At 56.8% G+C, this 24,358-nt stretch carries 19 protein-coding genes; 14 read left to right on the top strand and 5 right to left on the bottom strand.

All coding sequences use genetic code 11. The annotated features are described in order from the left end of the window. Positions 1 to 68: 68 nt before the first annotated feature. Together PHI12_01830 and PHI12_01835 are read left to right on the top strand one after the other, a co-directional pair. Complete coding sequence (locus PHI12_01830; protein ID MDD5509541.1) at positions 69 to 1,745, top strand: hypothetical protein; 1,677 nt, start codon at positions 69 to 71, stop codon at positions 1,743 to 1,745. A gap of 187 nt (positions 1,746 to 1,932) precedes the next feature. Beyond that, positions 1,933 to 3,336: an IPT/TIG domain-containing protein gene (locus tag PHI12_01835; protein MDD5509542.1), complete on the top strand. Its 1,404-nt coding sequence runs from the start codon at positions 1,933 to 1,935 to the stop codon at positions 3,334 to 3,336. A gap of 173 nt (positions 3,337 to 3,509) precedes the next feature. On the opposite strand, the gene PHI12_01840 is transcribed toward PHI12_01835, so the two are convergent. The 4 genes from PHI12_01840 to PHI12_01855 form a co-directional block, all read right to left on the bottom strand. Further along, positions 3,510 to 3,851: a toxin-antitoxin system HicB family antitoxin gene (locus PHI12_01840; GenBank protein MDD5509543.1), complete on the bottom strand. Its 342-nt coding sequence runs from the start codon at positions 3,849 to 3,851 to the stop codon at positions 3,510 to 3,512. A 159-nt stretch (positions 3,852 to 4,010) separates the two neighbouring features. Continuing rightward, complete coding sequence (locus PHI12_01845; protein ID MDD5509544.1) at positions 4,011 to 4,559, bottom strand: response regulator; 549 nt, start codon at positions 4,557 to 4,559, stop codon at positions 4,011 to 4,013. Positions 4,560 to 4,861: 302 nt separating this feature from the next. Continuing rightward, positions 4,862 to 6,262, bottom strand: coding sequence for a hypothetical protein (locus PHI12_01850; protein MDD5509545.1), 1,401 nt, complete (start codon positions 6,260 to 6,262; stop codon positions 4,862 to 4,864). An 11-nt stretch (positions 6,263 to 6,273) separates the two neighbouring features. After that, the gene (locus PHI12_01855; GenBank protein MDD5509546.1) at positions 6,274 to 6,627 is read right to left on the bottom strand and encodes a hypothetical protein; all 354 of its coding nucleotides are present in this window, start codon (positions 6,625 to 6,627) and stop codon (positions 6,274 to 6,276) included. A 260-nt stretch (positions 6,628 to 6,887) separates the two neighbouring features. Between PHI12_01855 and PHI12_01860 the strand changes: the two genes are divergently transcribed. From PHI12_01860 to PHI12_01910, 11 genes are all read left to right on the top strand, one after another. Beyond that, positions 6,888 to 7,169 carry a hypothetical protein gene (locus PHI12_01860; protein MDD5509547.1) on the top strand — a complete coding sequence of 94 codons (282 nt, stop codon included), beginning with the start codon at positions 6,888 to 6,890 and terminating at the stop codon, positions 7,167 to 7,169. Next, positions 7,166 to 7,498, top strand: coding sequence for a hypothetical protein (locus PHI12_01865; GenBank protein ID MDD5509548.1), 333 nt, complete (start codon positions 7,166 to 7,168; stop codon positions 7,496 to 7,498). Before PHI12_01860 ends, PHI12_01865 begins: the two co-directional genes overlap by 4 nt. A 170-nt stretch (positions 7,499 to 7,668) precedes the next feature. Then, complete coding sequence (locus PHI12_01870) at positions 7,669 to 7,986, top strand: AbrB/MazE/SpoVT family DNA-binding domain-containing protein (GenBank protein MDD5509549.1); 318 nt, start codon at positions 7,669 to 7,671, stop codon at positions 7,984 to 7,986. Further along, positions 7,986 to 8,246 carry a hypothetical protein gene (locus PHI12_01875; GenBank protein MDD5509550.1) on the top strand — a complete coding sequence of 87 codons (261 nt, stop codon included), beginning with the start codon at positions 7,986 to 7,988 and terminating at the stop codon, positions 8,244 to 8,246. The genes PHI12_01870 and PHI12_01875 overlap by 1 nt, the downstream gene beginning before the upstream one ends. 103 nt (positions 8,247 to 8,349) lie before the next feature. Beyond that, complete coding sequence (locus PHI12_01880; GenBank protein ID MDD5509551.1) at positions 8,350 to 9,060, top strand: C4-type zinc ribbon domain-containing protein; 711 nt, start codon at positions 8,350 to 8,352, stop codon at positions 9,058 to 9,060. Positions 9,061 to 9,452: 392 nt separating this feature from the next. Beyond that, positions 9,453 to 9,848 (top strand): ribonuclease HI family protein, encoded by a 396-nt coding sequence (locus tag PHI12_01885; GenBank protein ID MDD5509552.1) that lies wholly within the window; start codon positions 9,453 to 9,455, stop codon positions 9,846 to 9,848. A 298-nt stretch (positions 9,849 to 10,146) separates the two neighbouring features. Continuing rightward, positions 10,147 to 14,040, top strand: coding sequence for a hypothetical protein (locus PHI12_01890; protein MDD5509553.1), 3,894 nt, complete (start codon positions 10,147 to 10,149; stop codon positions 14,038 to 14,040). A gap of 764 nt (positions 14,041 to 14,804) precedes the next feature. Continuing rightward, the gene (locus tag PHI12_01895) at positions 14,805 to 15,299 is read left to right on the top strand and encodes a hypothetical protein (protein MDD5509554.1); all 495 of its coding nucleotides are present in this window, start codon (positions 14,805 to 14,807) and stop codon (positions 15,297 to 15,299) included. A gap of 928 nt (positions 15,300 to 16,227) precedes the next feature. Beyond that, positions 16,228 to 19,875, top strand: coding sequence for a hypothetical protein (locus tag PHI12_01900; protein MDD5509555.1), 3,648 nt, complete (start codon positions 16,228 to 16,230; stop codon positions 19,873 to 19,875). Between the two features lie 434 nt (positions 19,876 to 20,309). Beyond that, complete coding sequence (locus tag PHI12_01905; protein MDD5509556.1) at positions 20,310 to 20,555, top strand: hypothetical protein; 246 nt, start codon at positions 20,310 to 20,312, stop codon at positions 20,553 to 20,555. A 5-nt stretch (positions 20,556 to 20,560) separates the two neighbouring features. Next, entirely contained in the window at positions 20,561 to 20,899 is a 339-nt protein-coding gene (locus tag PHI12_01910; protein ID MDD5509557.1) for a type II toxin-antitoxin system PemK/MazF family toxin, read from the top strand. Between the two features lie 124 nt (positions 20,900 to 21,023). On the opposite strand, the gene PHI12_01915 is transcribed toward PHI12_01910, so the two are convergent. Beyond that, entirely contained in the window at positions 21,024 to 21,491 is a 468-nt protein-coding gene (locus PHI12_01915) for a hypothetical protein (protein ID MDD5509558.1), read from the bottom strand. 223 nt (positions 21,492 to 21,714) lie between these two features. Here PHI12_01915 and PHI12_01920 point away from each other — a divergent pair, with 223 nt between their 5' ends. Further along, positions 21,715 to 23,763, top strand: a complete 2,049-nt coding sequence (locus PHI12_01920; GenBank protein ID MDD5509559.1) for an Ig-like domain-containing protein — start codon at positions 21,715 to 21,717, stop codon at positions 23,761 to 23,763. Positions 23,764 to 24,358 lie beyond the last annotated feature (595 nt).

Genomic DNA, 24,358 nt, shown 5'->3' on the forward strand with positions numbered 1-24,358 from the left:
TGTTTCGACGTTAACAATAGTAACTGCTTGAAATAACGGACAGGGAAAATGGAGGAGGTATTTCTTAAGTGAAGCGCAGTAAATTTTTTCGGATTCTGACGACAGCAGGCATAATGGCGCTGCTGGCCGTAGTCATACCGGCCAGCCCGGCCCTGGCGGCGACGAGAACAATCGAACTGGACCCCGAGGAGGGACAAATCGGCGACGATATCGATGTCGATGGCACCGGCTGGCCGGTATCTATACCAGCCACTTCCACTGAACCAAAGATTGAAAACTGGGTGGACGTATACTTTACCTCCGAGGAGGTTTCCACTAATGACTACCTCGACGACGATATCACAAACTATGAGCTGGTCAAACCAGATGTCCTAACCGACTCCGACGGTGAGTTCAGCAGTAGTTTCGAGGTGCCCAGCGAGCTCACCGACGGTGACGATGACGAAGCTGTCGTCGGCGGCACCTACTATGTCTTCGCTACCTATGCCAATGCTGACCAAGCCAAGGCAGTCGTCGAGTTCACTGTAATCGCAGGGACGATTGTCCTCGACCCTGATGACGGGGTGGTCGGCACCGAGGTAGATATCGAAGGCGAGGACTTCGCCGAAAATGAAGAGATTACGATATACTACGACGGCAACGAGCTGGCCAGCGACTACATCGTGGAGATCGATGATGAGACCGACAACCGAGGCAGGTTAAGCGCCACCATCATCATCCCGCCCAGCACGGCCGGCGAGCACACCATTACGGTTACCGACGAATCGATCTCCGAAGCCGAGGCCGAGTTCACCGTCGACCCGTCGCTGGAGGTCAGCCCGCTTCACGCCCCTCCCGGTGGTACCACCGAGGTGATCGGTACCGGATTTGCCGGCAATAAAGACGTCGACATCTTCATCGGCGACGACGAGGTGGCCACCAAGAAAACGGACAAGTACGGCAGCTTCAGCACTACGGTCAACGTCCCCGAGCTGGATGAAGGGGACTATAATATCGAGGCGGACGACGGCAGCAACGCCGTCGAGATGGACTTCACCATCGACATCGGTACCGAGGTCACCATCAACCCGGTAACCAGCCAGGCGGCACCGGGCTACGTCGGTCAGAGCATCACCATGACCGGCAGCGGCTTTGACGCCAACATGGCGATAACCATCAGCTTGGCCAGTACGCCGCAGGTAGTTGCCACCACCACCAGCGATGCCAGCGGCAACTTTACCGCCGTTTTCAACATCCCGCCCAGCCAGTTCGGAGCGCACACGCTGACCGCCAGCGACGGCAGCAACACTATGTCGCTACCCTTCTACATCGAGCAGACCAAACCATCGATACCGGCCCCCATGCTGCCCGAGGACGGCGGCAAGGCAGCGGCACGCGCCTCTTTTGACTGGGGCGATGTTACCGACCAGAGTTCGCCGGTGACCTACTCCCTTCAGGTCGCCAGCGACGAAGCCTTCAGCGCAATTGTAATCGAGGTGAGCGGGCTTACCGCTTCCGAGTACACCCTGCCGGAAGGGACCGAGCTGCCCAAGACCAACGAGGGCTCCCCCTACTACTGGCGGGTCAGGGCCACCGACGCCGCCTCCAACGTCGGCGACTGGTCGGCACCGGACTCCTTCCACGTCGGCGGATTTTCCTTCCCCGGCGGAGGCAGCTGGCTGATACACCTGTGGTGGGGGCTAGGTGCCACCGGCGCCGGTTTCCTGGGCTACTACCTGGGTAAGCGGAGGGCCTACTACTACTAATTTGGGGGGGGAACCTCTCCCCCTTAGTCCCCCTCTCCTTATCCAAGGAGAGGGGGAAATAGTCTCTTAATGAAGGGGCTGACGCCCCTTCAAACTACCCTTACTTATGTTACAGAATTACGCCGGCTCAAATCAAAGCCGGAAAAAGATACGACAAACAGGAAACTAGAGGGAGTTATGTGCTAAGGTGAAGATTACTAAAATCTTTCCAGTGCTGGCGGCGGCAGGTGTCCTGGCATTGCTGATAGCAGCCGTACCGGCCGGCCCAGCCCTGGCGGCTAACTCAATCAGCCTTGACCCGGAGCAGGGTCAGATCGGTGACCGCATCGATATCGATAGTACAGGATGGCCGCCATCCTACCCTTGGGTGGACGTGTATTTTACCTCTGAGGAAGCCTCCCCGAATGACCGCCTCGACGACGATATTCGGGTATACCATAAGGTCGGAGACAGTATTGAAACCGATTCTGATGGTAGTCTCAGCAGCAGCTTCGAGGTGCCCGCCAGGCTCGCCGACGGTGACGACGATGAAGATGTCGTCGGCGGTACCTACTACGTCTGCGTTACTCTGCAAAATTCAAAACAGATCAAGGCGGTCGCCGAGTTCACCATAACCGCAGGGCAGATTACCATCAGTCCTAAGAGCGGCAAGGTAGGCACCGAGGTGGATATCGACGGCGAGGACTTCGCCGCAGAGGAAGGTATTACGATATACTACGACGGCGACGAGCTGGACGGCGATTATATCGCCGGGGGCGATGATGAAACCGACAACAGCGGCGAATTCACCGCCACCATTATCATCCCTCCCGGTACCGCCGGTAAGCACACCATTCTGGTCACCGACGAGTCGATCTCCAACGCCGAAGCCGAGTTCACCGTCGACCCGTCCCTTGAGGTCAGCCCGACCCACGCGCTACCCGGCGACGCGGCCGAGGTGAGCGGGACCGGATTCGACAGCGATGAAAATGTCACCATCACCATTGACGGCGAGGAGATAGCCACCGAGGAGACGGACAGTGAGGGCAGCTTTACCACCACCTTCACGGTGCCCGAGCTGGACGAGGGAGTCTATGATATCGAGGCGGACGACGGCAGCAACACCGTCGAGCTGGAGTTCACCGTTGATAGCGGTACGGCGCCGCTCTCTATCGATTCGATAAAACCGGCCGTACCGGCGCCACTACTGCCCGCAGACGGCGGCAAGGCAGCGGCGAGAGCTAAATTCGACTGGGGCGATGTTACCGACCAGAGTCTGCCGGTGACCTACTCCCTTCAGGTCGCCAGCGACGCAGCCTTCAACACAATCGTAATCGAGGTCAGCGGGCTTACCGCCTCCGAGTACACCCTCCCGGAAGGATCCTCGCTCCCTAAAACCAGCGAGGGATCCCCCTACTACTGGCGGGTCAGGGCCACCGATGCCGCCGCCAACGTCGGCGACTGGTCGGCGGCGAAATCATTCCACGTAGGCGGATTTTCCCTGCCCGGCGCGGGCGGCAGCTGGCTGATACACCTGTGGTGGGGACTGGGTACTACCGGCGTTGCATTCCTCGGCTTCCGCCTGGGTAAACGGCGGGGTTACTACTACTAATAAAATAGGGGAACCTCTCCCCCTTAGCCCCCCTCCTTGAGTAAGGAGAGGGGGATATTTTTTATAGCAAAGAAGAGGGGCTGGCGCCCCTCTTAAACACCCCTCTTTTAGATCTTCGAGGGGTATCAGCCCGTCTTAGACATCCCTTACTTATGCTGTAGAACCACACTTAATCAGCGGGACAGCTTGGTACTGATAAGGCGATTGAAGCTGACTCTAGCTTCCGCAGCCTGTATATGAAGACTCCTGTGCACATCCGGCGGTATACGAACGGTGAATTTACCCGAATAATCCCTCAGCGCCAGCGGTTGGGGAATAGCTTCGCCGCTGGACCGCATATCAGAGATAACCTCTCTCACCACCGTCCTTATTCCCCGCAGAGCTGCTTCTTGACCATCGGCCAACCAGCTCAAACTGGGGAACTCCGCGCACAAACCCACATATTCCCCGTCTTCTTCAGACCAGGTAACACGATAGGTGTAATGGTCTTTCTCGGTCATTGCTTCCATTGCCATTCTATTCTCCCAGCTTTTCTATGGCCCTCAGGACCTGCCTGACCTGGTACGCTTTTCCCATGCCATCATCGTCCTGGATGTTTATTCTCGGGTCGCCCGGCCAGGGTGTTTTGGGATAGCATCATTAATGATACCATTAGTCAAGCCCACCGCACTGTCTTAGCCCCGGACCGCGCCGTTGCGGCTGAAGCTGCGTACCGCCTCGATGACCTCCATGATGGCGAACGGCTTGCGGATGACCAGGAAGGGCCCGTAGTCCATCGCCTTCTTCATCAGCTCGCCGTCGGCATAGGCGGTGATGATCGCCACCCCGGTATTGGGGTCCATCTCCCGAATACGCCGGAAGACCTCGCTGCCGTCAATCTCCGGCATCACCAGGTCCAGGAAAATCAAATCGAAGTGTTTGGCTGTTGCCAGCGCCAGTCCCTGACTGCTGCTGGCAACAGCCGTCACCCGGTAGCCGCACATCTCCAGGCTCTCCCTGAGCAGATCCCCGATCACCGGCTCGTCATCGATAACCAGGACCTCGACCGGCCGGCCTACCGAACGCTCCGACAGCCAGCGGTCGATCTGCTTTTTATTGAAGCGGAACCGCCGGCCCACCCGGATAGCGGGCAGGTCGCCGCTCCTCGCCTTGCGCAAAACCGTCTGGGGCTTTACCTTAAGATACTGTGCCAGTTCACCGGTGGTAAGCAGTTCTTCTTCCATTATTACCTCACCTTAACCCGCTTTTGGACGCTTTTATCATCTTATCAGTCCCGTCAGAAGCTTTGTCAATGATTTCGGCCTAAACGTTTGTTTAGATTATTGAAAAGAGGGGCTGCGCCCCTCTTACACACCCCGTCTACTTACTATGTAATGTAATATAAACTCCCCACTCTATATATTAGAGTAGGAGCGGTAACCGACATACCTTTATATATTGTAATAGTGGGGAAGTTCATTACCTCTCCCAACCCGGTACAGCCACGCCAGCGGAGCACCTTCCTAATATAATAATGTAGCGAAAATTAATCGGCGGGCGGGCTGCCCTTCGCCCCCCGCGGGGAGTACTGCTCGGTTGCCTCGACCAGGAGCGCCAGGCTAATCAGAAAATCGTCGTGTCCCTCGGCCGGGTCGACATAGAAGTCCATGGTCCGGTTGGGGCGGTAGCGGCTCTTCGCCCTCTCCATCTCCAAGCAGAACTCCCGGTACTCGGCGGAGCCGTCGGCGGTATAGACCTTGAGCCGTCCGGAGTTGATCGCCGCCAGCAGGTTGAAGCCGAGCCCGGACTTGGACTGAGCGGTGAATACGAAGGGGGATACCCTCGAGCCCAGTGCCTGCCTCAGGAAGGAGCTCACCGGCTGGCCGATGCCGGTAGCATCGACGACGATGCGTCGGCAGTGCCAGACGTTCTTGAGGATATCGACCAGCGATGAATAGAGCTCACTGTGCCTGCGGCCCGTCCAGCGGTAGTGCTCGACAACCCGCACCAGGGGCTGACGGACAATCCCGTGGCACATCGAGAAGTCCAACTCACCGATGGTAAGTACGGTGGAGTCCCGCCGCAGCTGGAGCGCCCGCAAACGGGCGCCTTCCTCCTCCTCGGCCTCCCCGGCCAGGTCGATGCCGGCGACATAGATCCGGCCGGGAGCCGGCCGTCGCTGCCGGCTGTGGTTTCCGGCCAGTTGAGCCCGCTGCTGGGTGCTGAGATAACCACCGCCGCCGCGGATAGGCAGCAGGCGGTACTGGGTGAGAAAGTAGGGGTGGTCCTCGCCCAGTCGCCGCCGCTCGGCTTCGACATAGGCGAGGTAGTCGGGATTGTGGCGGGCGACCTCCTGCCAGTCGTAGCGGAAGTGGCGCCGGATGCCGTCCCGCTTCTCCAGCTCGAGGTTGGTCTGCTTCACCTCCTCGAGCAGCGTGCTGTCGTCCCAGGTGGTGCCGTAGTGGACGGTGGTCACGTTGGCGGTAGCACCCATGGGGCGGAACTCCTTGTTGTACTTTTCTTTACTTACGTCCTGGGACTCGTCTATCTCGAGCAGGATGTGGGCGGTATTGCCCACCACGTTGGCCGACTCGTCCGCGGAGAGGAATACCGCCCGGGCGCTGCCCAGCCGGATGATATAGCCCAGCTCGGCGGCCCAGATGCCGGCAAATCCGGCGTCGTTGAGGCGGTCCTTGAGGCGCATCATCGAGATAACCGTCTGCGGCTTGAAGGATGGCGAGCACTTGACCAGGTTGGCCGGCCGCGCCATATAGAGGGTTAACAGGAGCAGCTCGAGCTGAGCGGAGAACTCGTTCTTGCCGCCCTGCCGGGAAATCTCGACGGAGAAGGTCAGCCCCCGCCGGCCCAGGATGCTGCTCAGCACCGCCAGCGCCACTTCACGCTGGTAGCTTCTCAGCCTGTTGATACCGGAAGCCGGCTCGGTCACAACACCCTCCCCTAGTCCTTCAGGACAGTGCCGACGCCGATGCCGAGGGGCAGGGCGATGTCTTTCAGGACATTGGCGATGGCCGCCTTCAGCCCCTGGCCGTCCTTCTTACCGATGTTCTGCTTCGTCCTGAGCAGCCGGGCCAGGATGGTCACCGCCTGCATAATCAGCCGGATATTTTCCGGGTCGGCGGCGACGACGGATTTTATCTTGACCCGGAGCAGGGCAATCTCCTCATCGATGCCCTCCACGGCGGTGGCCTGCTCGAGATCCTGCCGCTCCGTTTCGCTGAGGACGCGGGAATAGAAGCCGTGCTTGCGGGCATTCTGGTTGCCCCGGGGGGCGCCCCTCTTTCGCTTTTCCATGCCGCTATCCGCTCCTTATTCCTGTTTAATGGGTTACCGACCATGATAGCACAAATGTTCTGTTACCGCCAGCGATCGATGTCATTAAAAATCTACCTCACCCCCTTTATCCCCCTCTCCTTGAAAGGAAAGGGGGAATATACTTTTTTGTGAAGGGGCTGACGCCCCTTCAAACTACCCTCTAAAACGAATATTGCATCATTGTAACGTTGGGGAAATACCCACTTGACACAATACCCCAGCGGTGTTATGCTGACAGCATGGCTACCATAATAAGAGACGAGAACTTCATCAAGAGGGCCGACGGGGTCAAGCCGGATTCCAGAAGGCGGGTGAACTTGCCCAAATCCCTGGTAGACGAAGGCATAACCTATCATATCTATAGCAACAGCATGGGGCAGATCATCCTTGACCCGCAGGTCACCATTCCAGCCGCGGAGCTCTGGCTATTTCAAGATGCCGAGGCACTAGCATCGGTCAAGCGGGGGCTGACCGATGCCGCCAGGGGCAAGGTTTCTAAGGTTAATCTTGAGAACCTGTGAGGCCGGCAACTTTGTTTGACCTGGAGTGGACGGACGAAGCCAGCCGGGTTTTTTCCTCGCTGAAGGGTGATCCGTCTCAAAAGACGCACTACAAAGCCGTCAGAAAAGCCATCAAGCTTCTCGCCCAAGACCCCCGCTACAAAAGCCTGCAAACCCACGAATTCAAAAGCCTCAGCGGGCCCAACGGAGAAAAGGTTTTTGAGGCCTATGCGGAACAAAACACGCCCAACGCCTACCGGTTGTTCTGGTACTACGGGCCGGACGAGTTAACTGCCGGGAGTAATCGTATCCCTAAAATCACTATCGTTGCGATAACCCCGCATCCTTGACGGTGAATTAGTCCGACAGAGCCAGCACCATCTGTCGCTTGTCCTACCTTACCTCACTTTATCCCCCTCTCCTTGAAAGGAAAGGGGAAATACCCACTTGACACAATACCGAAACGGCATTATGATGATCTGGTAAGATAGTCGGAATATCGGATTTTAGGAGTCGGGAGATGTCGGAACTGATCCAGATACGCAAGAAGGCGCAGCTAACGCTGCCGCACTCAATAAGAAGGGAACTCGGCATCGAAGAGGGCGATTTTCTCGACGTCAGCGTCCAGAACGGTACCGCGGTGCTCAAGGTAAAGAAGCTGGTGGACAAAGAACAGGCGTGGTTCTGGACCCGGCGCTGGCAGCAGGGAGAAAAGGAGGCTGAGGAAGACATCGGCGCCGGATGTCTGCACAAATTCGACAGCGCCGGCGAAGCAGTGGACTTCCTTCACCGCAGGACCGGCGAAACATCAAGCAAAGCCTCCGGGAATACCGAATAATGCCTATCCGACTTACCGAGCGCTTTGTCCGGCAATACGGGGCACTGCCGCCAGCGATACGAAAAAAGGTGGACAAGGCGCTTCTCCAGCTCGATACCGACTTCCGTCACCCCGGGCTGCGCAGTCATCCGGTGGAGAGCGCCCCGGGGATTTTCGAAGCCTATGTCGACGGCAGGTATCGCATGACCTTCCAGAGACAGGGCAATACTTTCATCATGCGTAACGTCGACAACCACGACCAGTGCCTGAGGAATCCCTAGCCCGCCGGCGCCAGCACCATCTGTCGTTTATCCTACCTCAACTACCTCACCTTCCTTTATCCCCCTCTACTTTCTTTGCACCCGCCCCCCTATCCGTTATAGAATGGGCGAAGCGGAAATGACTATCGCCAGAGAACTGTTCGAACTGCAGGAAATAGACCTCGAGATCGAGTCCAACGAGCAGGCCGTCCGGGAGATGACGGCCCGGCTCGGGGAGAGTGAGGCGTTGCTACAGGCCAGAAGTGAGCTTGCCGCGGCCAAGGAGCACCTCGAGGAACAGGGCCGCCGCCAGCGCGACCTGGAGGGTGAAATAGCCGATACCGGAGCCAAGCTGGCACGCACCGAGGACCAGATGTACAGTGGGCGGACCACCAACCCCAAGGAGCTGACCGGACTGCAGCAGGAAGCCGGCATCCTGAAAGCAAAGCGCAGCGACCTGGAGGACCGGGCAGTGGAGGTAATCGAGCAGACCGAGGCCGCCGCCGCTCGAACCGCCGACCTGACCGGCCGGCTGGCCAAACTGACCGCGGAGTGGCAGGCGGAGCAGCAGCAGCTTAAGAATGAGATAGCAGAGCGGGAACAGCGCCTGGCCGGTCTTACCGCGAAGCGGGCGTCGCTGGCCGCCGCTATCGAACCGGCCGCACTGGGGGTATACCACGATCTCAGGAAGCGCAGGGGGACGGCGGTGGCCGGAGTAGAGCAGGGCATCTGCCGCGGCTGCCGGATATCGCTCTCCAGCGCCCAGATGCAGCGGGTCAGGAGCGGCGGCCTCATCGAGTGTACCAGCTGCGGCCGCATCCTCTTCCTGCCCTGAGCAAGCGCAGCCCCTTCACAAAGAAACATCTCCCCACGGCAGGATGGGATAGATAGAAGAAAGGTACACCGCCTCGCCAGGGTGGTTCGCGAAATCACGGCAAGTTGAATAAAAACCTCCTTCCCCGCGACAACGGGGAACTTTGTAATAGCACAGCAGATTATAATAATGTAGCCTTCCCTCACCACGGTAGGGGTATTACATTAGCAAAGCAGAACATAGTAATGTAGCTCCCCCTCCACAGCAGGGGGACTGCACCAGCACAGCAGATAATAGTAATGTAGCCTTTCCCCCGCCAAAGCGGGGGATTTGAAGGGGCGCAGCCCCTTCACAAATAAAAACTTTCCCCTTCCCCTAACTAAGGGGAAGGGGACTAAGGGGATAGGGTCACCATGAAAGTAATTATCCACGCCGACGGAGCCTCGCGGGGCAACCCCGGCCAGTCTGCCATCGGCGCCACCATCAAGGACACCGAAGGGCGGCTGCTGGCCGCTGTCTCGCAAAGGATCGGCCTTGCCACCAACAACCAGGCCGAATACCGCGCCGTTATCGCCGCCCTCGAGCAAGCTCTCAAGCTGGGCGCCGCCTCCGCCGAGGTGTACCTCGACTCGGAGCTGGTGGTCAAGCAGCTCAAGGGCAGCTACCGGGTGAAGAACGCCGCCCTCAAACCGCTTCATGACCGGGCCGTCGGGCTAGCCGGTGCGCTGCAAGGCTTCCGGGTCAGCCACCTGCCCCGCTGCCGCAACGCTGAGGCGGACGCGCTGGCCAACCGGGCCTTTTCCGGCTGATCCAATATCATACTAAAGTATTATGCACAGGTAATTTCAGCGATAATGCCTTGACCTATTGACAAGCTGTGATATAATGATAAATGAGTTGCTAGGCCAAGGAGGTGGTGCCATAGAGAGAGCCCGGAGGGATACTCCAGCGATCCATATTCCGAAGGGGGATGCCCTTGATATCAGGAGCATATCCGAAAACCAGAAAACATAGCCTTTCTCCACAGAGAAAAAAAGAGGTATATGTTGTTATATCTTTATCTGGAGAAAAGGTAATACTTAAAATTTAAGGAGAAAATATAGGTCGATGAAAACTAAACTGATTTCTAAGATACTTGGCGTAGGACTGGCCATCGGTCTCGTCTTCTCGCTGGGCGCCGCCTTCGTGGCCGCTCCAGCCGCTTCTGCCGACGAGATGGAATGGGGCGCGGTCAACACGCCGAGTTGGGATGACCTGGTCATCCTGCCCAGCTCCGACATCCTCGACTACGCCGTCGGCGGCGACGAGGGCGACATCATCTACGCCGTCCTCGAACTGAACGCCGGCTGCACCGAGGTTGGCGTGGTAGTTGATGAAATAGACAATCCTAACTATCAACCGGAAGGAGAGCCTCCAGCAGACCCAGAAGGAGATCCGGAATTTCTTGATGTCTGGAGCACCTGGGCCGTGGTCAAATCCGATGACGGCGGTGTCACCTGGAGCGACATCACCGAGAATATCGTCGATGCCTCCAGCCTTCCCTTCGAGGCCGTTGACATCATGAGCCTGAACCTGGTGGCGGTGTCCCCAGATGACGACGACTGGGTGGCCGTGGCCGGATACTTCGATGAGGATACTGTTGAATCAGGACTGGTTCCACATACCTATCACTACGCCAGTGATGAGGTCGTTCCCTTCGTAGTCGCCTCCGAGGACGGCGGCTCTAACTTCACCTTTGCTCACTGGGTAGTTGACGGTGACGAGAACATGCTCACTATCGCCGACATGGCCATCTCCATCGAGCGGGACGGCATCCACAACATCGCCCTGGCCGGCACCGCCACCGTTAACGGCGTGAATGAGGATGGAACATTTAACTTTGCGCCTGTCAATCCCGGTGTCGGTGCTCCCGGCGCCATCTTCCGCCTCGAGGCGGGAACCTGGCTCACCGGCGGCTGGGAGGACACCCGCTGCTACGACGGCTGGGACGGGGCCACCGAGGACCCCTGCGACGAGCAGGACTGGTCGATCTACACCACCGGCATTGTCGCCGTTGACTTCTCGCCCAACTTCGACATGGACGACACCATCGTCGCCATGGGTGTGGGCGGACCGGACGGTGATCCGATGTGGTACCACTACCCCTATCTCATAGAAGGGACCTGGGATGGCGGCGGTGCCTGGAACGGCGAGGCCGGCTTCGGCAGCGCCCCGGTCCAGATAACCGACGAGGGGACTGACCTGATTACCTTCTACGCCCGCTACATGATGGGCTTCGCCCTGCCCGCTGACTTCGACGGACAGGACGGCAGCGCCAACAACATCTATCTCTACGTCAACGCCCTGCATATGACCAGCGAGGAGACCGGCGGCTTCGTCTTCATCTCCGAGGACTGCGACGACCTCTCCATGCGCTGCGGCCCCTCGGGAGACCCGCTGCTGGCCAGTATCGATGTCCACGGTGACGCCGACAGCTGCAAGGCAATGGTGGGCACCCTGGGCGTGGATGTTGAGATTGACGATTTTCCACCAGGGGAAGAGGAATTCGAGGTATCCTGTACTGAGGCCTGCGTCGGCGTGGCGGTCTACCACACCGTAGAGCTCGACGACTGCTGCCCGGAGTGGGAGTGCGCCTGCAAGGACCCCTCGGGCCCCGGCATGGCGGTAGTGGCCTACACCGAAGACGGTGAGAAGGCCTTCGCCACCACCACCGGCAGCCAGACCTTCCTCTACGGCAGCTTCGATGCCAACCTCAACCTGGCAGATCTGAGCACCGGTATGTGGGGCTATGATTCCGATATCGTAGATGGTAGCTGGGCAAATTGGGCACTGCTCGTACCGGGTAATGCCCTTGACGAGTCCGCCTTCTCGGTGAGCCTCGATGACGCCGTCTCCTTCAACCAGATCGGCTTGATCGACACCGATATCGACTTCCTCTCCGACCTGGCGGTCTGCCCCGACTGCAGCGTGCTCTACCTCTCCACGATCAACGTGGCAATTGACGAAACCACAGCAAATGGGGCTCCTGGGGAGCCTTGTATTCCTTACTATTCAGGGGTCTACCCCTGCGTAGACTACACCTGCTGCTATCACGAATCCGATAACCCCGGCTGGTTTGCCTGTGACTCCGTCTGGCGCAGCTACGACAACGGCGACACCTGGGAGAGGGTTAACCACGGCGACTGGACCGACGACGCCACCGGCTGGCTGAGCGGCTCTGACTACTTCGAGCTTGGTAGAGATGCCCAGCAGCTGCTGCTGCGGCTGCCCTGCGACGAGGACACGGAATGCTGCACCATCTATATGGGCATTCAGAACACCGAGGAGCTCTACTACAGCCGCGACTGCGGCCAGTGCTGGAACAAGGCGGTCAACCAGAAGCTGACCATCCAGGACTTCGCCGTTGAGAGCGAGAACGTGGTCTACATCCTCGATGACTCCGGTCAGGTTTCCAAGTCCACCCAGTACGGACGACGCCCGTCTGACGGCGTCGACACCGGAGTTGATACCGGCCACACCATAACCTCCTGCTGCAACCAGGGCTTCGTGGTTGTCGGCGGCGCCGGTGACGAGCCGGTAGCCTGGTCCGATGACGGCGGCGAGACCTGGAACACCACCGATGACCTGCCCGGTGACGGCGATGCTGAAGTTCACGTCGCCTGCGACCCGGTCTGTGAGAACATCGTATACGCCGCTGTTGACGGTACGGGCATCTTCCGCACCGACATCAACGAAGGCGCCTGGGATGACCTTAATCCTATGGCGTTTGACTACACCGGCATCGTGATCGCCCGCGAGGGCACCCTCTACGCCTCCAGCGACAATATCATGGCCGACAAGAGCGTCTTCTGCGAGCCTTATTCCAAGGCGACTGGTGGTCCAAACGATAAAATTGTTACCGTAGAACGCTACTGTGATGGCGACGACTGCAAGGACTACGACATGTACAGCGGTGTCGCCCGTAACCTGACCCCCTGCGAGACCGACTGCTGCGGCACCGAGGACTGGGACTACCTCATCGCCGGCATGAGCCCGAGGGATTGGGACGTTGACGGTTGTGATGAAGGCGAGGACTTCGATCAGCAACCCACTGCCCTCAAGATCTGCGGCTGCCTGAGCCCGGACACCAACTCCGTACTCTGGGCCATCGACACCTACTTCTACGATGTTGTCGGTGAAGGCTGCGGCCTGCTCTGGAGCTACGAGGACTGTGCCGCCAAGCACGGTCCGGAACTGACCTCCCCTGAGGACGGGGCCATCCTGGCCTGTGACGTCTGTGACAGCTGCGTAAGCGCTGCCATGACCCTCAAGTGGGAGAGAATGTGCCTGGCCTGCAGCTACGACATCGAGATTATGGACGAGGACGGCAACGTCATTGCCGATTGGATCGATGAGGAGATTACCGGCGACCCGCCTACCTTCTACGTTGATGCAGGGTTGGAGTGCGGCCGCACCTACACCTGGCACGTTCGAGAGGCCAACACCGAGACCGACGAGTGCGTCCACAGCCCATGGTCCGAAACCTGGAGCTTCACCATCGAGGCCTCTTCGGCTAACGCGGTTCAGCTGATCGCCCCCGAACAGGGTGCGGTAGTTGCCCAGCGCACCGGAGTCGGCTTCTCCTGGAGCAGCGTCTACGACGCCACCACCTACAGCTTCGTCCTCTCCGCCAGCCCCGACCTCTCCGGCGCCCTGGCCAGTGCTGATGTTAGCGGTACCGCCTACGCCTACTCGGGCACCCTGGACTACGAGACCACCTACTACTGGCAGGTAACCGCCTGGAAGGACGGCACCATGCTCTCCCAGAGCGATGTCGGCACCTTCGCCGTCGCTGCTGAGGAGTACATACCGCCCGAACCACAGCCCCAGGAACCTCCGGTTATCAACATCCCGCCCACCCAGCAGATAACCCCGACCTGGATCTACGCTGTGATCGGCATCGGCGCGGCGCTGATTGTAGTGGTAATCGTCCTGATTGTTCGGAGCAGGAGATCATCCTAACTCCTAACCCTTCTCGCTTCGACTCTTAGAGACTGAGAGAGCCCCCCGGTATTCTCGGGGGGCTCTTCTTTATTAGTTTTTCTTAGGTAACCTCTCCCCCTTGATCCCCATCTCCTTAATAAGGAGAGGGGGAATGGTTTTTCTTTAAGAGGGGCTGCGCCCCTCTTTGACACCCGCTTTTTACTTAAGGAAAGACAAAGCCCATCATCATAAAACCTGATCCAAGAACCACTCCTGCCCCTCTTATACACCCTCTTTTTTACTTAAGGAAAGGCGAAGTTCGTCATCATAAAACCGGCTCTTATGAACCGCTAAAGACCCTCTTATGAAACCTCCTTTTGCTCAAGGTTTACACCCACCCTTTACTCAGGGATTTAAGGGAAGGCAAAGCCTATCTTTACAACACAAGAGGAGGAAACTTGCTCAGAGGGAAATCAGGGGTAGTTTACTGAAGCATAGCAAATTGAAGAAAAAACCAGGCTACGCCCCTCTTACACACCATCATCAGGGCTATTTAAGAATACGCCTTAACGATAAAACTGCCTTTTAAGCGCCCCTCTTAGACACCCGCTTTTTACTTAAGGAAAACGAAGCCCCATCATTACAGAGTAGGGGGTAGTTTGAAGGGGCTGACGCCCCTTCACAAAAAAGAAATCTCCCCTTCCCCTTAGCAAGGGGAAGGGGATTAAGGGGATAGGGTCCCAAATATCCAGTAGTTTATCAGTTTGCCAAGTTCATTTGTGTTAATGCTATAATAACCTGCGATGGCTTTAAAGGATGCTCTAATCAGTCTCAATGAATTACAAGCAAGCGGTATCATATCGGATTATGCAATTTGCGGTGGGTATGCTTGTGTTTACTACGAAGTAGGCCAGCCCACCTATGATTTGGACGTCTTAACTGTTTCGGTTTCTAAAGATGATATTCACGATATATATGAGTATTACGGGAAGCAAGGGGCGAAGATAGAGAATATATACATCTATATAAAGGATATGCCCGTTCAATTTATTCCCAATATAAGCCCACTGCACGAGGAGGCAGTTGCAAGGGCTACCGAACTCCTTTTCGATGATATCAGAGGCAAAATTGTTACTGTAGAATATTTGATAGCTCTCCTATTGACAGCATATCGGGAAAAGGATAGAATCAGAATACAGAGGCTGTTAGATAAAGCTGACAGAAGTATATTATTAGACGTTGTTCAGAGATTTGACGATGGTCAACTATACGAAAGATACAAAGAGATTTTGGCATGAAAGAGGGCAAGCCAGGATTGCCCTGGATAAGAAGCGTGCCAGTGCGTCCACATCCGAAAAGAAGAGGACGCAATCTCACATGCAATCCGATATACGCTTCTTGAGGTCAGGAACGATCATCAAGAAGGTTTGAGCCGTATTTTACTTACAAACCTGACAATATCCTCTACAGACCAAATCCTATTCGCTAATCCGACTGCCGTAGTTGATGCTCGTGGGTAAGGATTTGCCAAAGAACTGTGTGTCTTAACAAAGTTATAGTGCCTAAAGCATAGCGCTATAGCGTACATATTATTCTCCAGCTTCTTTGAAAAGCCGTTTGTTAATCGAGTAAACCGCCTCATATTCATATGTATTCTTAGATTCTGCCTTTCAGCATAGCTTGTAGATATTTGTTTCGGGTCGGGATTCCCTTGAATTATTCTGTGTTCAGCACCTATGCAGTTAACGCAACTGCAGCGACTTTCGCTCTCCGTTTCTCCCCCATAGAGTCTAATGAGCATAGCATAGCATATTATGTAATGTATCCTTTTCCCACCAAGGCGGAAATTTTGAGGCGGTGAAGCAGATGTATCCTTACCCCGCTAAAGCGGGGTAGTTTGAAGGGGCGAATGCCCCTTCAAAAACAAATATTCTCCCCTTCCCCTTGCTAAGGGGAAGGGGACCAAGGGGATAGGGTCCCTATATTACCTATTGACAAGCCGTGGTATAACCATAATGAGTTATTCTGTGCCGGAGGTGATGCCGTAGAGAAAGCCCGGAGGAATGCTCCAGCTACTCTTATTCCGAAGGGGGACGCTCCTGAAGGCGGGAGCACAGCGGAAAACCGGAAAACATAACCTTTTCTCCAATGAGAAATAGAGGTGTGTTTCTTGACATCTTTATCTGGAGAGAGGTAATACAAAATTTAAGGAGAAAATTTAGGTCGATGAAAACCAAACTTATATCAAAGATTTTAGGCGTGGGACTGGCCCTCGGTATGGTCTTGTCGCTGGGCGCCGCCTTCGTGGCTGCTCCCGCGGCCCAGGCCGACGAGATGGAATGGGGCCCGGTCAACACGCCGAGCTGGGATGATATGTTCATCCTGCCCTCATCCGACATCCTCGACTACGCCGTCGGCGGCGACGAGGGCGAGATCATCTACGCCGTCCTCGAGCTTTCCAGCGGCTGCACCGAGGTCGGCTGGCAGGATGAGGCCGATGTCTGGTACACCTATGCCTTGGTCAAGTCCGATGATGGCGGCGTCACCTGGAGCGACATCACCGAGAACGTCGTCGAGGCCAGCAGCCTGCCCGATGTTGTTGTCCCGGGTCGCCATGATGACATCCTGTGTCTGAACTTTGTGGCACTGGCCCCCGATGACGAGGACTGGGTGGCCGTGGCCGGCTACCTCAATGACGGTAACATCAACAGGGGTCCCGGTACCCCATTCGTAGTCGCCTCAGAGGACGGCGGCGACAACTTCACCTACGCTCACCCGATTGAGGACGCCTCTGCTGGCACTGCCATGGACTTCATGATGGACATGGCCGTCTCACCGGCGGTGGGCAGCATCCACAACATCGCCCTGGCCGGTATCTCTCTTGAGGGTTATGCCATCCCACCGGGAAGGGGAGTAGTCTTCCGCCTCGAGGCGGGGACCTGGCTCACCGGAAGCTGGGTGGACACCCGGTTCTACCCGGGCTGGAACGACAGCACCTCTGACATTAACGACTGGGCTATCGAGATGTTCGGCGTAGTTGCCGTTGATTTCTCGCCCAACTTCGATATGGATGACACCATCGTCTGTATGTGTGTTCAGGATGCTGGTGTAGACATACCTACGTGCCCCTACATCCAGGAGGGCACCTGGAGTGATGACATCGCCTGGAACGCCGAGGCCGGCTTCCCCGATGCCGTCCAGATTACCGATGAAGGTACCACCCTGATCACACTGGCCGAGATTAGAAGCATGGGCTTCGCTCTGCCCGCCGATTTCGACGGCGCCGAACCGGCCGACAACAACATCTACCTCTACGTTGATGCCATAGACCCCATGGTAATGCCTCCTGTCATCAAGGGCTATGTCTTCATCTCTGAGGACGGCGCCCTGACCGGCCGCTGCGGCCCCTCGGGCGACCCGATACTGGCCAGCATCGACGTCCACGGTGACGCCGACACCTGCAAGGCGATGGTCGGCGTCTATGCGGAACAGTTGGCCGGGGAACTGGAAGTGGCAGAACCGATACCATGCGAAGGCGTGGCGGTATACCACACCGTCGAGCTCGATGACTGCTGCCCGGAGTGGGAGTGTGCCTGCAAGGACCCCTCGGGGCCATTCATGGCGGTGGTCTGCTACACTCCCGACGGTGAGAAGGCATTCGCCTCCACCAGCGGCAGCTTCCAGTACCATCGCCTTTTCTACTATCCTCCCTATCCTACTGATGCCTGGGGCAACCCGCTTGAAGAATCCGCCTTCTCGGTGAGCCTGGATGACGGTGTCTCCTTCAACCAGATAGGTCTAATCGATACCGATATCGATTTCCTCTCCGACCTGGCCGTCTGCCCGGACTGCAGCGTGATCTACCTCTCCACCATCAACTCGGCTGTATGTATAGACATAGGCTCAATTGACCCAGAAATTGTGTGTACGCCACGCTACCCCTGCATATCAGATGATCGCGACTGTTGTGATACCATTGATGAAAATCCAGGCTGGTTCGCCTGCGACTCCGTCTGGCGCAGCTACGACAACGGCGACACCTGGGAGCGCGTCTACCACGGCGACTGGGCCGATTACGACATTATGGCAGACCCCGAAATTGCCCCCAACATCCTGCTCCGGCTGCCCTGCGACGAGGATACGGAATGCTGCACCATCTACATGGGCATTCAGGGCACCGAGGATCTCTTCTACAGCCGCGACTGCGGCCAGTGCTGGAACAAGGCGGTCAACCAGAAACTGACCATCCAGGACTTCGCCGTTGAGAGCGAGAACATCGTCTACATCCTCGACGAGAACGGACAGGTCTCTACCTCCACCCAGTACGGACGTCGCCCTTCCGACGGCGTCGACACCGGACTTGATACCGGCCACTCCATCGTTTCCTGCTGCAAGCAGGGCTGGGTTGTCGTCGGCGGCGCCGGTGACGAGCCGGTAGCCTGGTCCGAGGACGGCGGCGAGACCTGGGACGTTACCGACGACCTGCCCGGCGACGGCGATGCTGAAGTCCATGTCGCCTGCGACCCGGTCTGCGAGAATATCGTCTACGCCGCTATTGATAGCGAATCTGAGGGTGTTGGAGGCATCTACCGCACCGACCTCAGCGAAGGCGCCTGGGATGACCTAAACGCCAATGATTATGACTACACCGGCGTCGTGGTCGCCCGCGAGGGCACCCTCTACGCCTCCAGCTACGACATTCTGGTCGAAGACTCGGATTGTCTCTGCGACCGTTTCGGAGAAGGTGATATTGGTAATGGGTACGACGAGTACAGCGGCGTGGCCCGCAACCTGACCCCCTGCGAGACCGACTGCTGCGGCACCGAAGACTGGGACTACCTGATTGCCGGGCTATCTCCTCAAATTTGGTGTGATTCCCCTAGCTGGCAATTAGAGGAGGGAGAATGGTTCGGTCCCCAGCCTTCATCACTGCGCATCTGCGGCTGCCTCAGTCCGGACACCAACTCCGTACTCTGGGCGATTGACTGGGATTTCTACGACGTCATCGGCGAGAACTGCGGCCTGCTCTGGAGTTACGAGGACTGCGCCGCCAAGCACGGCCCGGAACTGACCTCTCCTGAGGACGGGGCCATCCTGGCCTGCGACGTCTGCGGAGACTGTGTAAGCGCTGCCCTCACCTTCGAGTGGGAGCGGATGTGCCTCGCCTGCAGCTACGACATCGAGATTATGGACGAGGACGGCAACGTCATCGCCTCCATCGAGGAGCTCGAACTCAGCGGCGACCCGCCCACACTCTACTGGAACGGTACTGAGAAATATGGCGAATGTACCGACGGCTACCAGTCACCTCTGGAGTGCGGCCGCACCTACACCTGGCACGTTCGAGAGGCAAACACCGAGACCGACGAGTGCGTCCACAGCCCCTGGTCGGAGACCTGGAGCTTCACCATCGAGACCTCTTCGGCTAACGCGGTTCAGCTGATCGCCCCCGAACAGGGTGCGGTAGTTGCCCAACGCACCGGAGTCGGCTTCTCCTGGAGCAGCGTCTATGACGCCACCACCTACAGCTTCGTCCTCTCGGCAAGCCCCGACCTCTCCGGCGCCTTGGCTACTGCTGATGTTCCCGGTACCGCCTACTCCTACTCGGGCACCCTCGACTACGAGACCACCTACTACTGGCAGGTAACCGCCTGGAAGGACGGCACCATGCTCTCCCAGAGCGATATCGGCACCTTTGCCGTCGCTGCTGAAGAGTACATACCGCCCGAACCACAGCCAACACCGCCACCAGAAGTCAACATTCCTCCGGTCCAGAATGTAACCCCGACCTGGATGTATGTTGTGATTGCGATCGGCATTGCCCTGATCGTGGTGGTCATTGTCCTGATTGTTCGGACCAGGAGGCCATCCTAACTCCTGACCCTTCCTGACACCGACTCTTAGAGACTGAAAGAGCCCCCCGAGAATATCGGGGGGCTCTTCCTATTAGTTTCTTAGGGAACCTCTCCCCCTTTATCCCCCTCTCCTTATCCAAGGAGAGGGGGAAATGGTTTTTTCTTTAAGAGGGGCTGCGCCCCTCTTATACACCCTCACCAGGGCTATTTAAGAACACGCCTTAACGATAAAACTGCCTTTTAAGCGCCCCTCTTAGACACCCGCTTTTTGCTTAAGGTTTACATCCTTTTGCTCAAGTTTTACATTCTCCTTTCACTCAAGGAATACATAATCCCACCATTACATCATAGGGGGTAGTCTGAAGGGGCGCTAGCTCACGGTTGACAAATAATATACTGTGCTCATATAATAAGACAATATGAAATCGTGTGATAACATGAAGGAGTGCCATTATGGCGACAAAGACAACTTTGTCGGTTACTGTCGAGCCGGAGCTTAAGGCCATAGCACAGGAGATTGCCCGGGAGAACAACACTACTACCAGCGGACTGATATCCCGGTGCCTCGAAGAGCTGGCCAGCAGGCGCAAAGAAAAGCAAATGATCGACTACTATCAAACCATGGCCGCGGAGCATGAGGACTTCGCGCAAAAGTCTGCCGGTGTTATTCAAAGCATGGCATCTTCCTGGGGTGATTAGCCGTTATGACCAAATTGCTCGAGGTAAAGCGGGGTGATATCTACATGGTGGACTGGGGCGGAGAAATCGGCGAGCACCCCGCGCTAATCATACAGAATGACATCGGCAACCGGTACAGCAATTCTACTATCGTTGCTTACATCACGCACACAGTCGGCAAGGGGCTGCCGGTACTGGTGGAATTTAAGGACCATGAGGCCAGTTTGCCCCACGGCGGCTCAATCGATTTAGGCAGAATCATGACCATTCCCAAGACAATGCTGGGTAACAAAGTGGGGAGACTATCCTCGCCAAGAATGCTCGCAGTAAAAAAGGCAATCATGGATAGCCTGGGCATAGCCTGATCCGGCTGCGCCGCACACCCAATCCCGGAGTCCTTCCGGCTATTGATATAAATAGAAGGCAAAGCCCATCATTACGGCGTAAGGGGTAGTTTGAAGGGGCGCAGCCCCTTCACAAACAAAATTACTACTGCACCTTAAACGGTACACTCAAGGCTTTCTGCTCATCCAGATAGAAGACCACCTCATAATCTCCCTGGGGCCAGCCGCTCTCAGGGCGCATTATCGAGAGGGGAATGTAACCGGTACCCTCCATGGTGGTACTCCAGGAACTGATCAGCAGACCCGCTTCGTCATCAGCACCGACGGGCAGGTAAAGCCACTCGGCACTTATCTCAATATCAGGCGTGGCGTTGGAAACCTTAACCGAGCAGAAGATTACCCCGTCAGTGGCGGCAAAGGTATCGCCCGGCTCTACCGGCTGCCCTGTTTCCAGGTCTACCGACTTGCACATGGTAGCGTTGCTCAGCGAGGTTTTGCCGCCGCCAAAGCCGGGGAAGCTGATACCTTCGCTCTGACACCCAGCGATAGCAACCATCATTACGGACATGAGTGCGCCAACGAGCACTGCCTTGACAACACTTTTTCTCATCATTAGCAATACCCCCTCTCGGCATGAAAATCGATGTGTAACGTATTGAAGCACCATTTCTACCCGGCGTCAAGAGATTTTAGCTGTCTTTCGATACCGGAACAACCCCCTCCGGTATTAGCCATAAATAGGGAGAGTATGTCTTGACATACTGTGATATAATGATGGCATTCAAAAATAGGGAGCAAGGAACGATTCTCACTTCTTTCCCAAGGAGGTGATCGAAATGACCAGAAAGGTGTTCCTGATACCCGCCATGGCAATGATTGTCGCCCTCATCGCTACCATCATCCCGGCAGACACGGCAACCGCCGGACTATTCTCTCCGGCACCGTCACCAGAACCGGTACCGGCACAGACGGAAGATGAAGAGGCCCTGCGGGAAGACATCCTGCTTGAGCTAAACCAGGCAAAACAGTATACCGACGACCAGGAAATTCTGGATTTTCTGGATGCCATCATCAACCGGGTGAGAAACCTGGAATGGGTTGAGTTCAGCGGTTCGGCGGAGGATGCCCTCGAGACCAAGTACACGATAGCCAAACTGATCGAGGAGCTGATCAACGAGCTGCCCATCGCGTCGGCGGGGACAACGGCGGCAACCGCAGCCGCCCCGTCGGACAACCCCCTCTACGAAGAGCTGGTCAGGATCCGGGCCAAGATAGAGAAGCTGATCGCCATGGAAACACCGCCCGAAGCGGTGCCGCCCCGCCCGCCGGAAATCGAACGCCCGCCGCATATGGAACGGCAATTAGTATACTCGGCAAAATTCCTCTGCGGGCCGGCTTTCGGTGGAGAAGGAGTCCAGCGGGGTTCCTATTCCACGGCAATCAATGTCCATAACCCGCACAACGCAACCGTGATTCTACACAAGAAGGCGGTAATCGCCAACCGCGAGGACGACCCCAGGGGCACTATTTCCGCCTTCCGGAGAGTAGAGCTGGGCCCCGACGAAGCGATTGAGATAGACTGCGCGGATATCGTCGACCTGCTCGGCTCCCAGCAGCCTCCCACCCGGCGGTTTACGACACCGTCGCTGGCTACTACCGGCCAGGAGGAAGAGACCGGTTCGGACCTGCCCACCCTTGATTTGACCGCGATCCAGCCGGTAACCTCTCTAATCAGTTTTATCAAGGGCTTCGTGGTCATCTACGCGACGGCGCCGCTGGATGTGGTCGCCGTCTATACCGCCAGCACACCGGTCGGATTCAGCCTCGACGTCGAGTATCTAAAGCCAAGCACGGTGACCACACTTCAGATACCCCCACCGGAAACCGAGCCGGAATGCACACCCCCCTGTTTGTGCCTGACCAAGGAGGAGGCAGTCAAGCTGGGGTATACCGAGTGGTGTAACGGCGAGATAGAAGTCTGCGGCTATGACGAACAGCAGCGAGAGAAGTACTGCTTCACGAAGCCGACTGAAGAGCAATGTCCCGACGGGTGTGTTTGCTTAACCCAGGAAAAGGCTCGAGAGCTCGGTTATCCCATCTGCCCCGGGGAGACGGAGATCTGCGGCTACGACGCCCAGCAGAATGCGATGTACTGCTACCGGGCGACAACTGAAGAAGAGTGCCCCCAGGGATGCATCTGCATGACGCCGGCAGAGGCTGAGAAGCTCGGCCTGTCCCTGTGCCAGAACAGCAAGATAGAGTGCGGCGTCGACGCCGCCGGAAACGTCCTCTACTGCTACGAAAGACCGGCTGAGACCGTCGATTGCCCCGATGAATGCGCCTGTTACACCGACGCCGAAGCCAAGAGGCTACAGCTATCCCGCTGCCCGGAAGAGACCGGGGTGTGCGGCTTCCGGGACGGTGAAGAGATGCACTGCTACCAGCTGCCCGAGGAAGAAGAGGAGGAGGAGTGTCCAACAGGGTGTACCTGCCTTACGGAGATGGAGGCCAAGCGGGGCAGCTACACGCTCTGCGGCGGTAAACGCATACCCTGTGAGTACGTACCCGGAGCCGCTCAGAAGTGGTGCTACGAGAGAGCGGTAGCGGCCAGGATCACCATCACTCCCGGTCAGGCGGCCAATCCCATCGGCACCGTGCATACCCTGATCATCATGGTCTATGATGCCTACGGTAACCCGATGGCCAACGCGGAGGTAACCGTCACCATCAGCGGCGTGAACAGCTACGCCTCGGACACCGTGGAAACCAACTCCAGCGGTGAAGCCGAGTTCGAGTATTCGGGGAAGAACCCCGGCAGCGATATTATCAAGGCCAGTATCGGCGGTATTTCGGCAACAGCCTATAAGGAGTGGTACACCAGGTAGGGAACCTCTCCCCCTTTATCCCCCTCTCCTTAGTTAAGGAGAGGGGGAATAGCTTTTTCTTTAAGAGGGGCTGCGCCCTTCTTTGACACCTGCCTTTTTCTCAAAGAAAAACGAAACACCTGTCTACATCACCGGGGCTATTTAAGAATACAACCTACGCGATAAAAACTGCTCTTAAGCGCTCCTCTTATACAGCATCCTCTTAATCGAGGTTTACATCCCCGCTAAACTCAAGGACTTCAAGGATAGACAAAGCCCCATCACTACAGCGTAAGGGGTAGTTTGAAGGGGCGTTAGCCCCTTCATTACCTAATCATCTTCCCTTCCCCTTGGCAAGGGGATAGGGTTACAATATATCTTAAGACTGTTGACAGGCTGTGATATAATTATTAACAAAAAACCGCTAATACTAAAGAGCTAGTACGAAAGACTGAAGACATAAGGAGGTGGTGCCGCGATAAACAGCCCCGAGGGATGCCCGGTTCAGCTTCACCCCGGAGGGAAGCGTACCCGGTTAAGGGAAAAATAGTATAAACTCCAGAAATAAAATAGCCTTATCTCCACAGAAAAGGGGATATGTGGTTATATTCCCTTT

It is taken from the genome of Dehalococcoidales bacterium (genome assembly GCA_028716225.1).
GTDB lineage: Bacteria > Chloroflexota > Dehalococcoidia > Dehalococcoidales > UBA5760 > UBA5760.

Excerpts from the sequence above, each read along its gene's own strand:
- PHI12_01860 (MDD5509547.1), top strand. The coding sequence starts at position 6,888 with ATGGCTACCATAATAAGAGACGAGAACTTCATCAAGAGGGCCGACGGG.
- PHI12_01890 (MDD5509553.1), top strand. The coding sequence starts at position 10,147 with ATGAAAACTAAACTGATTTCTAAGATACTTGGCGTAGGACTGGCCATC.
- PHI12_01900 (MDD5509555.1), top strand. The coding sequence starts at position 16,228 with ATGAAAACCAAACTTATATCAAAGATTTTAGGCGTGGGACTGGCCCTC.
- PHI12_01895 (MDD5509554.1), top strand. The coding sequence starts at position 14,805 with ATGGCTTTAAAGGATGCTCTAATCAGTCTCAATGAATTACAAGCAAGC.
- PHI12_01855 (MDD5509546.1), bottom strand. The coding sequence starts at position 6,627 with ATGGAAAAGCGAAAGAGGGGCGCCCCCCGGGGCAACCAGAATGCCCGC.
- PHI12_01870 (MDD5509549.1), top strand. The coding sequence starts at position 7,669 with ATGTCGGAACTGATCCAGATACGCAAGAAGGCGCAGCTAACGCTGCCG.
- PHI12_01885 (MDD5509552.1), top strand. The coding sequence starts at position 9,453 with ATGAAAGTAATTATCCACGCCGACGGAGCCTCGCGGGGCAACCCCGGC.
- PHI12_01875 (MDD5509550.1), top strand. The coding sequence starts at position 7,986 with ATGCCTATCCGACTTACCGAGCGCTTTGTCCGGCAATACGGGGCACTG.
- PHI12_01840 (MDD5509543.1), bottom strand. The coding sequence starts at position 3,851 with ATGGCAATGGAAGCAATGACCGAGAAAGACCATTACACCTATCGTGTT.
- PHI12_01920 (MDD5509559.1), top strand. The coding sequence starts at position 21,715 with ATGACCAGAAAGGTGTTCCTGATACCCGCCATGGCAATGATTGTCGCC.
- PHI12_01915 (MDD5509558.1), bottom strand. The coding sequence starts at position 21,491 with ATGATGAGAAAAAGTGTTGTCAAGGCAGTGCTCGTTGGCGCACTCATG.
- PHI12_01880 (MDD5509551.1), top strand. The coding sequence starts at position 8,350 with ATGGGCGAAGCGGAAATGACTATCGCCAGAGAACTGTTCGAACTGCAG.
- PHI12_01910 (MDD5509557.1), top strand. The coding sequence starts at position 20,561 with ATGACCAAATTGCTCGAGGTAAAGCGGGGTGATATCTACATGGTGGAC.
- PHI12_01905 (MDD5509556.1), top strand. The coding sequence starts at position 20,310 with ATGGCGACAAAGACAACTTTGTCGGTTACTGTCGAGCCGGAGCTTAAG.
- PHI12_01845 (MDD5509544.1), bottom strand. The coding sequence starts at position 4,559 with ATGGAAGAAGAACTGCTTACCACCGGTGAACTGGCACAGTATCTTAAG.